At 70.1% G+C, this 12,750-nt stretch carries 14 protein-coding genes; 7 read left to right on the top strand and 7 right to left on the bottom strand.

Annotated features, from left to right (window positions below; translation table 11 throughout):
* The 6 genes from AB0H84_RS53290 to AB0H84_RS53265 all read left to right on the top strand — a co-directional run.
* Nucleotides 1-1,371: ATP-binding protein (locus AB0H84_RS53290; protein WP_357622438.1), on the top strand; the 1,371-nt coding region annotated here is incomplete at its 5' end.
* Complete coding sequence (locus AB0H84_RS53285; RefSeq protein ID WP_020546542.1) at nt 1,368-1,790, top strand: roadblock/LC7 domain-containing protein; 423 nt, start codon at nt 1,368-1,370, stop codon at nt 1,788-1,790. The genes AB0H84_RS53290 and AB0H84_RS53285, both read left to right, overlap by 4 nt.
* Before the next feature lie 71 nt (nt 1,791-1,861).
* On the top strand, nt 1,862-2,209 hold the full coding sequence (locus tag AB0H84_RS53280) for a DUF742 domain-containing protein (protein WP_221520656.1): 348 nt from the start codon (nt 1,862-1,864) through the stop codon (nt 2,207-2,209).
* Nucleotides 2,190-2,777, top strand: coding sequence for an ATP/GTP-binding protein (locus tag AB0H84_RS53275; RefSeq protein ID WP_344986855.1), 588 nt, complete (start codon nt 2,190-2,192; stop codon nt 2,775-2,777). Before AB0H84_RS53280 ends, AB0H84_RS53275 begins: the two co-directional genes overlap by 20 nt.
* 86 nt (nt 2,778-2,863) lie before the next feature.
* A complete protein-coding gene (locus AB0H84_RS53270; protein ID WP_357622436.1) occupies nt 2,864-4,243 on the top strand; it encodes an aldehyde dehydrogenase family protein in 1,380 nt (459 codons plus the stop codon).
* A gap of 6 nt (nt 4,244-4,249) precedes the next feature.
* On the top strand, nt 4,250-4,693 hold the full coding sequence (locus AB0H84_RS53265) for a DUF3598 family protein (protein ID WP_357622434.1): 444 nt from the start codon (nt 4,250-4,252) through the stop codon (nt 4,691-4,693).
* A gap of 1 nt (nt 4,694) precedes the next feature.
* Here the strand turns inward: AB0H84_RS53265 and AB0H84_RS53260 are convergent, their stop codons facing one another.
* Genes AB0H84_RS53260 through AB0H84_RS53230 form a run of 7 tightly spaced genes read right to left on the bottom strand, consistent with a single transcriptional unit; the run spans nt 4,695 to nt 10,911 of the window.
* The gene (locus AB0H84_RS53260) at nt 4,695-5,507 is read right to left on the bottom strand and encodes an ABC transporter permease (RefSeq protein ID WP_357622431.1); all 813 of its coding nucleotides are present in this window, start codon (nt 5,505-5,507) and stop codon (nt 4,695-4,697) included.
* Entirely contained in the window at nt 5,504-6,283 is a 780-nt protein-coding gene (locus AB0H84_RS53255) for an ABC transporter permease subunit (protein ID WP_357622428.1), read from the bottom strand. The genes AB0H84_RS53260 and AB0H84_RS53255 overlap by 4 nt, the downstream gene beginning before the upstream one ends.
* Nucleotides 6,280-7,266 carry an ABC transporter substrate-binding protein gene (locus AB0H84_RS53250; RefSeq protein ID WP_357622426.1) on the bottom strand — a complete coding sequence of 329 codons (987 nt, stop codon included), beginning with the start codon at nt 7,264-7,266 and terminating at the stop codon, nt 6,280-6,282. The genes AB0H84_RS53255 and AB0H84_RS53250 overlap by 4 nt, the downstream gene beginning before the upstream one ends.
* 51 nt (nt 7,267-7,317) lie before the next feature.
* Nucleotides 7,318-8,322 (bottom strand): methyltransferase, encoded by a 1,005-nt coding sequence (locus tag AB0H84_RS53245; protein ID WP_357622423.1) that lies wholly within the window; start codon nt 8,320-8,322, stop codon nt 7,318-7,320.
* A 14-nt stretch (nt 8,323-8,336) separates the two neighbouring features.
* Nucleotides 8,337-9,155 (bottom strand): ABC transporter permease subunit, encoded by an 819-nt coding sequence (locus AB0H84_RS53240; protein WP_357622420.1) that lies wholly within the window; start codon nt 9,153-9,155, stop codon nt 8,337-8,339.
* Nucleotides 9,152-9,925: an ABC transporter permease gene (locus tag AB0H84_RS53235; protein ID WP_357622418.1), complete on the bottom strand. Its 774-nt coding sequence runs from the start codon at nt 9,923-9,925 to the stop codon at nt 9,152-9,154. Before AB0H84_RS53235 ends, AB0H84_RS53240 begins: the two co-directional genes overlap by 4 nt.
* On the bottom strand, nt 9,922-10,911 hold the full coding sequence (locus AB0H84_RS53230; protein ID WP_357622415.1) for an ABC transporter substrate-binding protein: 990 nt from the start codon (nt 10,909-10,911) through the stop codon (nt 9,922-9,924). The genes AB0H84_RS53235 and AB0H84_RS53230 overlap by 4 nt, the downstream gene beginning before the upstream one ends.
* A 473-nt stretch (nt 10,912-11,384) precedes the next feature.
* On the opposite strand from AB0H84_RS53230, the gene AB0H84_RS53225 reads away from it, so the two are divergent.
* Nucleotides 11,385-12,750: nitrate- and nitrite sensing domain-containing protein (locus AB0H84_RS53225; protein WP_357622412.1), on the top strand; the 1,366-nt coding region annotated here is incomplete at its 3' end.

Below are 12,750 nucleotides of genomic sequence, written 5' to 3'. Positions count from 1 at the left end.
GAGAACCTGCTGGTGCTGGCGGGCCAGGATCCGCCGCGCCGCTGGAGCCAGCCGGTCAAGCTGGTGGACGTGGCCCGCGCCTCCCTGTCGGAGGTCGAGAACTACGAGCGGGTCGTGCTCCAGGTGCCCGACGGCGTCTCGGTGGCGGGCCAGGCCGTCAACGACGTCATCCACCTGCTGGCCGAGCTGGTCGAGAACGCGCTGTCGTTCTCGCCCCGCGAGACCAGGGTCACGGTCTCCGGCAGCAGGATCGACGGCGGAGGCGTGATGCTGTCGATCACCGACGCCGGGATCGGCATGACGCAGGAGGAGCTGGCCCAGGCCAACGAGCGGCTGACGGACGCGCCCTCCGTGGACGTGTCGGTGTCGCGGCGGATGGGCCTGTTCGTGGTGGCCAGGCTGGCGCACCGGCACGGCATCAGGGTGCAGCTGCGCCCGCACGCCTCGGGCGGCCTGACCGCGATGGTGCTCATCCCCGAGAACATGCTCGGCTCCCAGGCCCCGAACCTCACCGGTACGCCGTCCTTCTCCGGCAACCAGCCGCCCGCCTTCGCCGGCGCGGTGTCCGGCGGGCCCAGGGACGAGCCGTACTCGGGGCCCCATCCCGCTCCACCGGCGACGGACTGGCCGCAGGCACCGCACGCCGCTCCTCCGGCCACCGACTGGCCGCAGGCTCCGTACCAGCTGGGACCCGGCCACCCGTCGTTCCCGTCGAACCCGGACGGCAACTGGCCGGCGGCCACCCAGCAGTGGCAGCCGGAGCCCGGCGGGTGGCCGGCCGAGCCCCGGCTCGGCGGCTACGACAGCGCCGACGTGTGGACGCCGCCCCGAGGTCCCGCCTGGAACGGCGACCACGCCCTGCCCAGGCGGCCCGTGCCCGAGCCGCCGCCGGGCGGCTGGGGCCGCGACACCATGCCGCCGCAGCGGCCCGGATTCGAGTTCCAGGAGAGCGACTCCGGCGCCACCGGCCCCATGCCGGCCGTTCCGCCGGCCTCGGCGGGGGACGACTACCTGCCGATCTTCGCGGCGGTGGAGTCCGCCTGGTTCGGCCGTAACAACGGGGCGAACTGGGGCTCGAGCAAGGCGGACGAGGGTTGGCGCGCCGCGGAGGCGGTCGTGGAGCCGGTACGTGACAGCCAGACGGCGGCCGGCCTGCCCAAGCGGGTGCCGAAGGCGAACCTGGTGCCCGGCTCCGCCGACTCCTCGGCGGCGCCGAAGGGCGTGACACCGATGCCGGCGGTGTCGCCCGATCGGATCCGCAACCGGCTCTCCAGCTTCCAGCAGGGCTTCCGGGCGGCACGTGACGACATCAGCGAGGGCAGGGCGTTCCCCTCTGGCCCGAAGAACAACGACAGGGAGGAGGGCATATGAACGACCTGAGCCACGCGGCACGCGGGGTGGACTGGCTGATCACCGACTTCGTCAGCACCGTTCCGGGGGTCGCGCACGCGGTGGTCGTCTCGTCCGACGGGTTGCCGCTGGCGGCTTCGTCGGGTTTCCCGGCCGACCGGGCCGATCAGCTGGCGGCGATCGCGTCGGGCCTGGTGAGCCTGACACAGGGGGCTGCCAGGGTGTTCGAGGGCGGTGCGGTCAACCAGACGATCGTGGAGATGCAGCGTGGGCTGATGCTGATCATGTCGATCAGCGACGGCTCGTGCCTCGCGGTGCTGGCGGCCCCGGACTGTGACATGGGGTTGGTGGCGTATCAGATGACGCTGATGGTGGATCGCGCCGGTCAGGTGCTGACTCCGGCTGTGCGGGCCGAACTGCGCGCCAGCCAGACCAGGTGATGTAGGTGACAGACCCCAGATGGAACAGCGGCGGTTGGGCGCCTCAGCCTCAGGCTCAGTCCCAGTCGCAGCTGAATCCTGACCCCGCCTCGCCCGTCCGCCCGTACGCCGTGACAGGCGGACGGACGGCGCCGCGGGTCAAGCTGGCGATGGAGGCCCTGGTGTCCTCGGCGACGGCCGAGCACCGGGAGTTCTCGCATATCACGCCGGAGTACCAGGCGATCAGCCAACTGTGCCGGCAGGTCCGGTCCGTGGCAGAGGTGTCGGCCCTGCTGCGGATCCCCCTCGGCGTGGTACGCGTGCTGATCGCTGACATGGCTGCCGAAGGTCTGGTCCGCGTGCATCAGCCACAGCTGGACGAGGGCAGGCCCGACGTTAATCTGCTCGAAAGGGTGCTCAGTGGACTTCGCAGGCTCTAGCCCCGGCCTCACCTCGACGAAGATCGTGGTGGCTGGAGGTTTCGGGGTGGGCAAGACGACGTTCGTCGGCGCGGTGTCGGAGATCATGCCGTTGACGACGGAGGCCGTGATGACCGACGCCTCCGTGGGGATCGACGACCTGGGCATGACGCCGCTGAAGTCGACCACGACCGTTGCCATGGACTTCGGCCGGGTCTCGCTCGACCGCGACCTGATCCTGTACCTGTTCGGCACGCCCGGACAGCACCGGTTCTGGTTCATGTGGGACGACCTGGTGCGGGGTGCGATCGGCGCGGTCGTGCTCGTGGACACGCGCCGTCTCGCCGACAGCTTCCCGGCGATCGACTACTTCGAGGAGGCCCAGCTGCCCTTCGTGGTGGGCGTCAACGGCTGGGACGGCCAGTATCCGCACAGCGACGCCGAGGTGCGCGACGCCCTGACGCTGGCCCCGCACATCCCCCTGGTGCGGCTGGACGCCAGGTCGAAGGACTCCGTCAAGGCCGCGCTGATCAACCTGGTCGAGCACGCGCTCTCGGTGCGCATGGCCGTGCCGGGCTGGGGCGGGTGATCCACCGGTTCGCGAGCGCGTTGACAGCCACGGCACTCTCCTGATCACAATGGCTCCCGCCGAGCATCGCAGGAGCGTCATGTCCCGTGGCCGCACCACATGAACGTGAGAAACCCGCTCACCGGGCAGACCGACAGGCCGCTCGCGCCCGTCCCGCCCGACCGGCTCGCCGCCGTCGCGGCCGGCCTGCGCGAACGGGCCTCGGGCCGGCCGGCGAGGCCCTGTCCAGGTTCGGCGCCGCGCTGGCCGATGACGACGACCTGCTCGCCGCGCTGGTGGCCGACACCGGCAGGGTGGGGGAGTCGGTGCTGGAGCGGCAGATCGTCGCAGGTCTCATCGACCGGTGGGTACGCCAGGCGCCCGCTCTCCTCGAGCCGCCGGCCGAGATCCCCGCCTCCCTGCCCGGCGTCTTCGTGGGCGGCGACATGGTGCCGTACGAGCTGGTAGGGGTGATCAGCCCCTGGAACTTCCCGCTGCTGCTCGGCCTGATCGACGCCGTGCCCGCGCTGGCCGCGGGATGCGCGGTGCTGGTCAAGCCGAGCGAGGTGACGCCCAGGTTCATCGAGCCGCTGATGCGGCTGGTCCCCGACGACCTGCCGCTCGAGGTCGTCGAGGGCGACGGCGAGACGGGCGCGGCGCTGATCGACCTGGTGGACGCCGTGGTGTTCACCGGCAGCGTGGAGACGGGACGGCTCGTCGCCCGGTCGGCGGCGCGCGCGTTCGTGCCCGCGTTCCTGGAGCTGGGCGGCAAGGACCCGGCGATCGTGCTGGCCGGGGCCGACCTGGAACGGGCGGCGTCGGCGATCCTGTGGGGCGGCACCGCCAACGCCGGGCAGTCGTGCCAGTCGATCGAGCGCGTCTACGTGGCCAGGGAGGTCCACGACGAGTTCCTGGGGCTGCTCGTGGAGAAGGCCGCCAGGGTGGGGCTGACCTGCGAGGGCGGACCCATCGGCCCGATCATCGGCCCCGGCCAGGAGGACGTGATCGCCGCGCACCTGGCCGACGCCGTCGCCAAGGGCGCGACCGTGCACACGGGGGGCGAGATCGAGCGGCACGGCGGGGGTTACTGGTGCCGGCCGACCGTGCTCTCCGGCGTCGACCACGGCATGCTGGTGATGGCGGAGGAGACGTTCGGCCCGGTGCTGCCGGTCATGGCCGTGCAGGGCGCCGACGAGGCCGTCGCGCTGGCCGACGACTCGGTCTACGGGCTGTCGGCCGCGGTCTTCGCCGCCACGGAGGAGCAGGCCATGGCCGTGGCCACCCGGCTGCGCGCGGGCGCGATCAGCGTCAACGACGCCGCGCTGACCGCGCTGGTGCACGAGGGCGAGAAGCACTCCTTCCGCCTGTCGGGCCTCGGCGGCTCCCGCATGGGCACGGCCTCCATCCGCAGGTTCCTGCGCCGCCGGGCCTTCCTGGTCAACCGATCCGACGCCGCCGACCCGTGGTGGCACACGACGAAGGAGTAGCCGCGGATGGGACTTCGCGCGGACATGCCGCTGCTGGCCCGCCACGAGGGCGAATGGGAGGGGGAATACCTGCACCTCGACCGCGACGGCACCCTGATCGACCGGCACCGCGTCCGGATGACCTGCGCGATCCTGGACGACGCCGTCTACCACCAGACCAACCGCTACACCTGGGACGACGGCCGCACGGAGGTCCACGAGTTCCCGGGGACGTACCTGGGCGGCGGGCGGTGCGGCTTCGACACCGAGCGGATCAAGGGCGAGTTCTGGGAGCTGGACGCGACCACCATCTACCTCAGCTGGCAGTACCGGGCCGAGGACGAGGACCTGCGGCTCCACGAGATGATCGTGCTGAGCGAGGACGGCAGGTCACGCAGCCGCGTCTGGCAGTGGATCAAGGACGGCGTGTGCGTGAAGCGGACCCTGATCAACGAGCGCCGGGTGAGCTGACTCAGCTTCGCGCTCCGCGGTGCCACGACAGCATGGCCCGCTCGAAGCCCAGGAACGCGGCGTTCAGCACGATGCCGAGCAGCCCCAGCAGCACGATCCCCGCCCACATGGCCGGGATGTCGAACTGGCTCTGCGCCTCCAGCATGCGGTGCCCGATGCCCTCGCTGCTGCCGACCAGCTCCGAGATGATCATCATGATCAGGGCCAGCGAGACGCTCAGCCGCAGGCCGGCGAAGATTTTGGGGGAGGCGCCGGGCAGGATGATGCGGGTGAGCCGCTGCCACGGGCCGAGCCGGTAGACGGCGGCGGTCTCGATGTACTGCCGGTCCACCGTGCGGGCGCCGTCCATGGAGTTGATCAGTACGGGCCAGACGACGCCGTACACGATGGAGGCCAGCTGCATCGGGGTGCCGATCTTGAACAGCACCAGGAACACCGGCACCAGCGTGGTGGGCGGCACCGAGCGGCCGAAGTGCAGCAGCGGCTCCACCAGGGCCGACAGCCAGCGGGAGCGGCCGAGCGCGACGCCGATCGCCACCCCGGCCGCGCACGCCGCCGCCCACCCCGCGAAGAGCCTGCCCAGGCTGGGCAGCAGGTCGGCCACGGCCTCGTCGGTCAGGAACGCCCGCATCACCGGCCCCGAGAACCAGAGCTCGTGCAGCCTGGCCACGATCCGCGACGGCGGCGGGAAGTAGGCGGCCTGCGCCGAGCGTGCGGCCAGCTCCCAGCACGCCACCGCCACCGGCAGCAGCCAGTACCACACCAGCCGCCCGCCGGGTCTCCGGCGGCGGAGTACCTTTCCGGGACCGCTCATGACGCGTCCCCCGTGCGTGCCCGGTGCCAGCGGAACACGCGCCGCTCGGCAACGGTGAACAGCAGGTTGGCGGCCAGCCCGATGAGCCCGGCCCACAGGGGTGCCGCCAGCATGCGGTCGAGCCGGTTCGCGCTGCCCGCCAGCGACTGGAACGCGCCGATCCCGCCGTCGCCGGGCGCCAGCAGCTCCACGCTCACCGCGACGATCAGGGTGACCGACACGGCGATCCGGATGCCGGTCGCGATGAACGGCGCCGCGCTCGGCAGGCTCACCCGCAGCGCCACGGCGACCGGGCCGAAGCCGAAGCTCCGCAGGGTCTCCTTGGCCAGCGGGTCGACGTCGGTCAGGCCGTACAGCGTGTTGATCAGCACTGGCCACGTGCAGGTGTAGACGACCAGCGCGGTCTTGGCGTCCTGGCTCTGGGCGAACAGGAACATCGCGACGGGGATCAGCGACACCGACGGGATCGGCCGCAGGAACTCCACCAGCGGCCGCACCGACCGCTCCACGAACGGCACCGTCCCGAGCAGCAGCCCGGCGGGCACGGCGACCGCCACCGCGATCGCCAGCCCGCTCGCGCACGCCGCCAGCGTGGCCAGCACGTCGGCCCTGAACTGCGCCTCCAGCGGCAGCTCGGCCGCCGCGGCGAGCACGGCCGACATGTGCGGCACGACGTCGGGGACGAGCCCCATCCGCCCGGCCAGCTCGGCGACGGCGATGAAGGCGGCGATCCCGAGCGCTCCGAGCGCCGCCCGCCCGAGCCGGTGTTCGATCATCCGCTCACGGGCGCGAACAGCTGCGCCACATCCACCTTGGACTTGAGGTAGCCGTAGCCGTGCAGCAGGTCGGCCAGCTTCTGGACGCTCGCCTTGTCGGCCTCCATCGAGAACTTGCCGAGCGTCATCGCCGCCGCCGCGTCCGCCGGGATCTGCGTGTACGTCGGCACCACCTCGTCGATCGCCTTCCTGTCGGAGCCGGCGATCTGCTGGGCCTTGGCCAGGGCGCGGTGGAAGGCGGCGGCCGTCTTCGGGTTCTTGGCCAGCCAGTCCTCGGTGACGCCCCACCCGTCGATCGGCACGCCGGCCGTCACGCCGCTGGTCGTGTCGATGAGCTGCGTCGCGCCGCCCTTCTTCGCCGCGGTCAGGAACGGCTCCACCAGCCAGGCCGCGTCCACCTTGCCCGAGGAGAGCGCGGCGAGCTGGTCGGCGAAGGCCACCGGGACGTACTTGACGTCCTCCGGCTTGAGCCCGGCCTCCTGCAGGTGGGCGTTGGTCAGCGTCTGGCCGAGCGCCTTGAGCACGTTGACCGCGATCGTCCTGCCCTTGAGGTCGGCGGGCGCCTTGATCGGCGAGCCCTTGGCCACGACGACGCCGGCGACGTTGGGGGCGGCCTCCTGGCTGTGCTGGAAGAGCTTGAGCTTGGCCGCGCCGGAGTCGTTGATCGCCATCAGCGACACGTAGCTCGTCAGGAACGCGTCCATGCTGCCGTTGAGGATCTTCGGCATGACCGCCTGCGGCGCCTGGATGATCTCCGTCTTGACGGTCAGGCCCTCCGCCTTGAAGAAGCCGCGCTTCTCCGCGATGAACAGCGGCGCGGACGACGGGACCGGCACCACGCCCACCAGGAGCTGGGTCTTCTCCAGCCCGCCGGAGGACGCGCCGCCGCCCGTGCCCGTCTGGCCGCTTCCTCCTCCTCCGCCGCACGCGCTGAGTGTCAGCGCGATCGCCATACCCGCGACTACGAACCTGGCCAGTTTCATGCAACCGCCTTTCTTGGTCTTGTCATCAGGTGGGAGGCCGGAGGAAGAGGGTCAGCGCGGCCTGGCCTCGATGAGGCTCGCGCCGGAGCCGAGCTCGACGACGTCGGTCAGCGCCAGATCGGCCTGGGAGAGCAGGGCCGCGTACTCGTCGCGGCTGCGCTCGGTGCCGCCGTCGAAAATCGCCAGCATGCGCATGTCGATGTCCTTACCCAGGTGGGGCCTGTCGTCATCCGGGAGCACCGTCTCCAGGATCAGGACGCGGCCGCCGGGGTTCATGGCCTTGCGGACGTTGCGCAGGATCTTGACGCAGTCCTCGTCGTCCCAGTTGTGCAGGATGCTGGCCAGCAGATAGACCTCGCCGCCGGCCGGGACCCCGGCGAAGAAGTCGCCGGAGACGACCTCGGAGCGCTCGGCCAGGCCCTCCGCCTCCAGCGTCCGCGTGGCGTGCCCGACCACGTGCTCCAGGTCGAACAGGATGCCGCGCATCTGCGGATTGGCGTGCAGCACCGTGGCCAGGATGTGGCCCTTGCCGCCGGCCACGTCCACCATGGTCGCCGTCGGGGGGAAGTCGTACCGCTTGGCCAGGCCCTCGGTGAACGCTGCGGCCCTGGCCGTCATGTAGTCGTTGAACAGCCGACTGGAAGCCGGATTTTTCGCGAGATGGTCGTACACGTGACCGTAGCGCTTGACGAAGGCCGAGCTGCCGTCGCGGACCGTGGCGGGCAGCATGCCCATGGCGTACCAGAAGCTCTCCTCGCCGAGCATGCGGATCGAGGAGCGCACGGAGTCGGGGGCGTCCGAGCGGAGCGCGGTGCCCTTCTCCGTCAGGTCGTACGCGTCCGGTCCCGCGGTGCGGACCAGGCCCATGCTCGCCAGCTCGCGCAGGACGCGGCGGAGCGCGGGGGCGTGGGCGCCGGCGCGCACGGCCAGCTCGGAGGTGTCGAGCGGACCGTGCGCCAGGTGGTCGGCCAGCCCCAGCTCCGCCATGGTGAGCAGGGCCGCGAAACGGGAGATGTCGCCCAGGGCTCCCCAAAGGAGTTCATCGGACTGCGACATAGGTCCTTCCAGGGTCAGGGATTGCGGGTGGCCTGCCGATGCCAGACGAGGACGCGGCGTTCGGCCAGCACGAACAGGGAGTTCACGATGAAGCCGAGGATGCCGAGCAGCACGATCGTCGCCCATACCGCGGCGCCGTCGAAGCTGCGCTGGGCTGTCAGCAACTGGTAGCCGATGCCGTCGGTGCCGCCGATGAACTCGGTGAGCACCATGAGGATCAACGCCAGCGAGAGGCTGAGCCGCAGCCCGGCGAAGATCTTGGGCGAGGCGGCGGGAAGCTCGATCACGAACAGGCGCTGCAGCTTCGACAGATTGAACACCGTGGCCGTCTCGGTGTAGGTGCGGTCCACCGCCCTGGCGCCCTCGATGGAGTTGAGCAGCGTCGGCCAGATCACGCCGAACACGATCGTGGCCAGCTGCGTGGCCAGCCCGGCGTTGAAGGCTTGACCGGCAGAAGGAGTGCCCGCAAGGGTGGCGAACAGCGGCAGGAAGACCGGCAGCAGCAGCGGGGGAGGCACGGACCGGCCCAACTCGATCAGCGGGTTCACGTAGTCGGTCGCCGAGCGCGAGCGCCCGAGCAGCATGCCCGCCACCACGCCGATCAGCGCGGCCAGGACCCAGCCGCCGAACATGCGGCCGAGGCTCGGCAGGATGTTGCCGATCGCGTCGTCGGTGAGGAAGACGCGGGTGGCCGGGCCGGAGAACCAGAGCTCGTACATGCGGACGACGATGGTCGTGGGCGGCGGGAAGTCGGTGTCGCCGAGGGCGCGCCCGAGGAGCTCCCAGACGACCAGCACCGCGGGGACCACCCAGAGCCTGGTGAGGGCTTTCATGACTCGGCCACCCCTGTCCGTACGCGGTGCCAGCGGAAGAGGCGCCGCTCGCCGGCCAGCAGGGCCACGTTGGCGATCACGCCGATGACGCCGGCCCAGAACGTCGCCGCCAGCATGAGGTCCATCCGGTTGCCGCTGCCCGCGACGTTCACGTAGACGCCGATGCCGGCGACGCCGCCGGCGATCAGCTCGGCGCTGACGGCCAGGACGAGCGCGACGCCGGCGGCGATCCTGATCCCCGTCGCGACGAACGGGGCCGCGCTGGGCAGGCTCACCCTCGCGAGCACGGCCGTCTCGCCGAATCCGAAGCTGCGCAGAGACTCCTTGGCCTGCGGGTCCACGTCGTGCATGCCGTACAGGGTGTTGATCAGGATCGGCCAGATGGAGGCGTACACGATGACCGAGACCTTCATCAGCTCGTCCGCCGGGATCAGCAGGATCGCGAGCGGGATGATGGCCACCGAGGGGATCGGGCGCATGAACTCCAGCACCGGCCTGATGGCCCGTTCCAGCGGCGCCAGCGCCCCGAGCAGCACGCCCAGGGGCACGGCCACCGCGGTGGCGATCAGCAGGCCGAACGCCCAGTTGGTGAGTGTGGCGCCGACCCCCGCGAGGAAGTCGGGGTCGGCCAGCATGCGCGCGGCCTCGTACAGGATGACCGAAGGAGGAGGAGTGCCCAGGCCCTGCAGCCCGAAGCGGATGACCACCTCCCCGAAAGCAAGGAACCCCGCGGCGCCGACGGCGCCGCGGAGCAGTCGGGCACCGGTCATCCGTTCGACGACGGCGCCGCGATGACGGACTTCACGTCGATGGCGCTCTTGAGGTAGCCGTATTCGAGCATGAGGTCCGCGACCTTCTGCAGGCGGTTCGCGTTCAGCTCACTGGGGTAGCTGCCCAGCGTGATCACCGAAGCCGTCTTGGCGTCGATCTTCGTGTACGTCGGCAGCATGGTCTCGATCTGCTTGCGGTCGCTCGAGGCGAGCTGCTGCGCCTTGGAGATGGCCCGCTGGAACGCGGCCAGCGTCTTCGGGTACTTCGCGGCCCACTCCTCGGTGGCCATCCAGCCCGCGATGGGGAAGTTCTCCATCTGGCCGGTCATGGTGTCGGCGAGCTTGCGGAAGCCGCTGGCGCTCTGGGTGGCCGTGATGAACGGCTCGGTGAGCAGGCCCGCCTCGCCCTGGCCGCTCTTGATCGCGGCGCCCATCTCGGGGAGCGGCTTCTCGGCGAACTTGACGTCCGTCTCCTTGAGGCCGGCCACCTTGAGCTGCGTCGCCACCGCCAGGGTGGAGATGTTGTGCAGGTTGTTGACCAGGACGGTCTTGCCCTTCAGGTCCGCCACCGTCTTGATCGCGGAATCCCCCGGGACCATGATGTTGAACGTGTTCGGGCCGGCCTGATAGCAGTCCGCGATCAGCTTGATCTTCTTGCCCGTGCTGACGGCCAGGAAGGTCGAGACGTAGTTGGTCATCGAGATGTCCAGCGCGCCGCTCTCGATCTGCGGCAGTGCCGCGGCGCCACCGGTGATGATGACCGGGGAGACCGTCAGCCCCTCTTCCTTGAAGAAGCCCTTCGCGTTGGCGAGGTAGAGGGATACAGCGTCCGGAACAGGGAGAGCGCCGACCTTGATGGTGGTTTTCTCCAAGCCCTTGCTGCCGGCCGAGGTGTCCGCGGGCTTGTCGGACCCGCTGCAGCCGGTCAGGGCGAGAGCGACTGCGACGCCGAGAACGACGGCGTTATAGCGCAGTTTGCGTGTCATCGGGGGGGTTCTCCTACCAGGGGAAGCTTTTGGAGATCGGCACAGGATGCCGGGCGTGAAGCGTACCGGAGGGGAGATCGCCGCGGCAGATCCATGCCGCGAATATGAAGGTTATCTGCTAAAGATGACCGTAAGACGCTATAGGTGTAAATATTGGCATATTTAGCGTTTTGATGCCGTATGTCCGGATTGATGCGGCGGTTGCTCTCCGTAAACGGGAGCTTGCGACGTGAACAATGTGTGACTTGGAACGGTTGAAAGCCTACGAGACGTTGGCTGAAGTATGAGGTTTGTGCTCAAATTGGGCCTCGAACTTGCCTGCGATCACTCGTCCATGTGACGAAGCCGCTGAGACCCCCTAGAAGCAGGCCAATGGCGAGAGGTTGCCATCAGTGACGACAACAACGACCGGCCCCGGTCGTGGCAGGGCTCCGGACCTGCCTGAAGATTCTGTGGGCGGCGAGGCACCAGAGGTGCGGCAGCCCAGGTCGGGTAGCCCGTTCGCGCTGCGCAACTGGCGGGTGCGTACCCGTCTCATCGCCCTCATCGCCGTTCCCACGCTCGTGGGCGTGATCCTGGGCGGGCTGCGCGTCGCCAGCTCCATCAACAGCGCCCAGCAGTACCAGCAGATCAGCCAGGTGGGCGCGCTGGTCACGCAGCTCGGCGAGCTGTCCCGCGACCTCGGTCTCGAACGTGACCTGGCCGCCCGCTTCGTGGCCTCCAACCGGAGCACGGCCGACCGGGACCGGCTGAAGAGCCAGCAGGAGATCGTGGACGCCAGCGTCGGCCGCACCCTGCAGATCGCGAAGACCGGCGAGTCGTCACTGTCCGACACCGGTCGCAGGAACCTGGAGCGCATCCGCACCCGCCTCGGCCAGCTCGCCTCGCTGCGCGCCACCGTCGCCGGCTCGCAGCTGCCGCCGCTGCCGACGATGGAGAAGTACTCCGAGACGATCGCCGACATGCTCCAGCTCTACGAGGAGCTCGGGCAGGGAGCGACCGACGAGGAGCTCATCGCCACGAGCTCCGCGCTCCGCGCCATCGCCCGTGCGGAGGAGCAGGCATCCAAGCAGCGCGCCCTTCTGACGATCGCGCTGACCAGAGGCTCTTTCGAGGAGCCGGAGTTCAACGCCTTCCTCGACGCCCGCTCCCGGCGTGAGAGCGAGCGGGCCGCGTTCCTCGCCGTGGCCACGCAGCCGCAGCGGCAGATGTTCGACAACACGGTCGCCAGCGTGAAGATCGGCCGCGCCGAGTTCTACATCGCCCGCGCCGTGCTGCTGACGAACAACCACCAGTCCCTGCGCAGGCTGGACAGCTCCACCACGAACGACGTCGACCGCTGGTTCCAGTCGATCAGCGAGACCGTCGACCGGCTCCACCAGGTGCAGAAGTCGCTGGGTGAGCAGGTGGCCACCCGGAGCGCCGACGTCGCGAGCGGCGACAGGCAGCTGGCCGCGATCAACATCGGCCTCGTCGCCGTGCTGCTCGTCCTGGTCCTCGCGATCACCGCCCTGATGGCCAGCTCGCTCGTACGCCCGCTCAGGCGCCTGCGCGGCGACGCGCTGAAGATCGCCGGCCAGACGCTGCCCGACCTCGTCCGCCAGCTCCGCGAGACCGACGTGCGCCCCGAACAGCTACGGGTGCCGCCCATCGAGATCAACACCAAGGACGAGATCGGTGAAGTCGCCCGGGCCTTCGACGAGGTCCACCGCGAGGCGGTCCGCCTCGCCGGCGAGGAGTCGAAGCTGCGCAGCAACGTCAACGCGATGTTCGTGAACCTGTCGCGGCGCAGCCAGACGCTGGTGGAGCGGCAGATCACGCTGATCGACGGGCTGGAGC

This window comes from Nonomuraea sp. NPDC050786 (assembly GCF_040654115.1).
In the GTDB taxonomy this organism is placed as follows: domain Bacteria; phylum Actinomycetota; class Actinomycetes; order Streptosporangiales; family Streptosporangiaceae; genus Nonomuraea.
The sequence above is the reverse complement of the archived record's forward strand: the minus strand, read 5'-3'. Positions and strand labels throughout refer to the sequence as shown.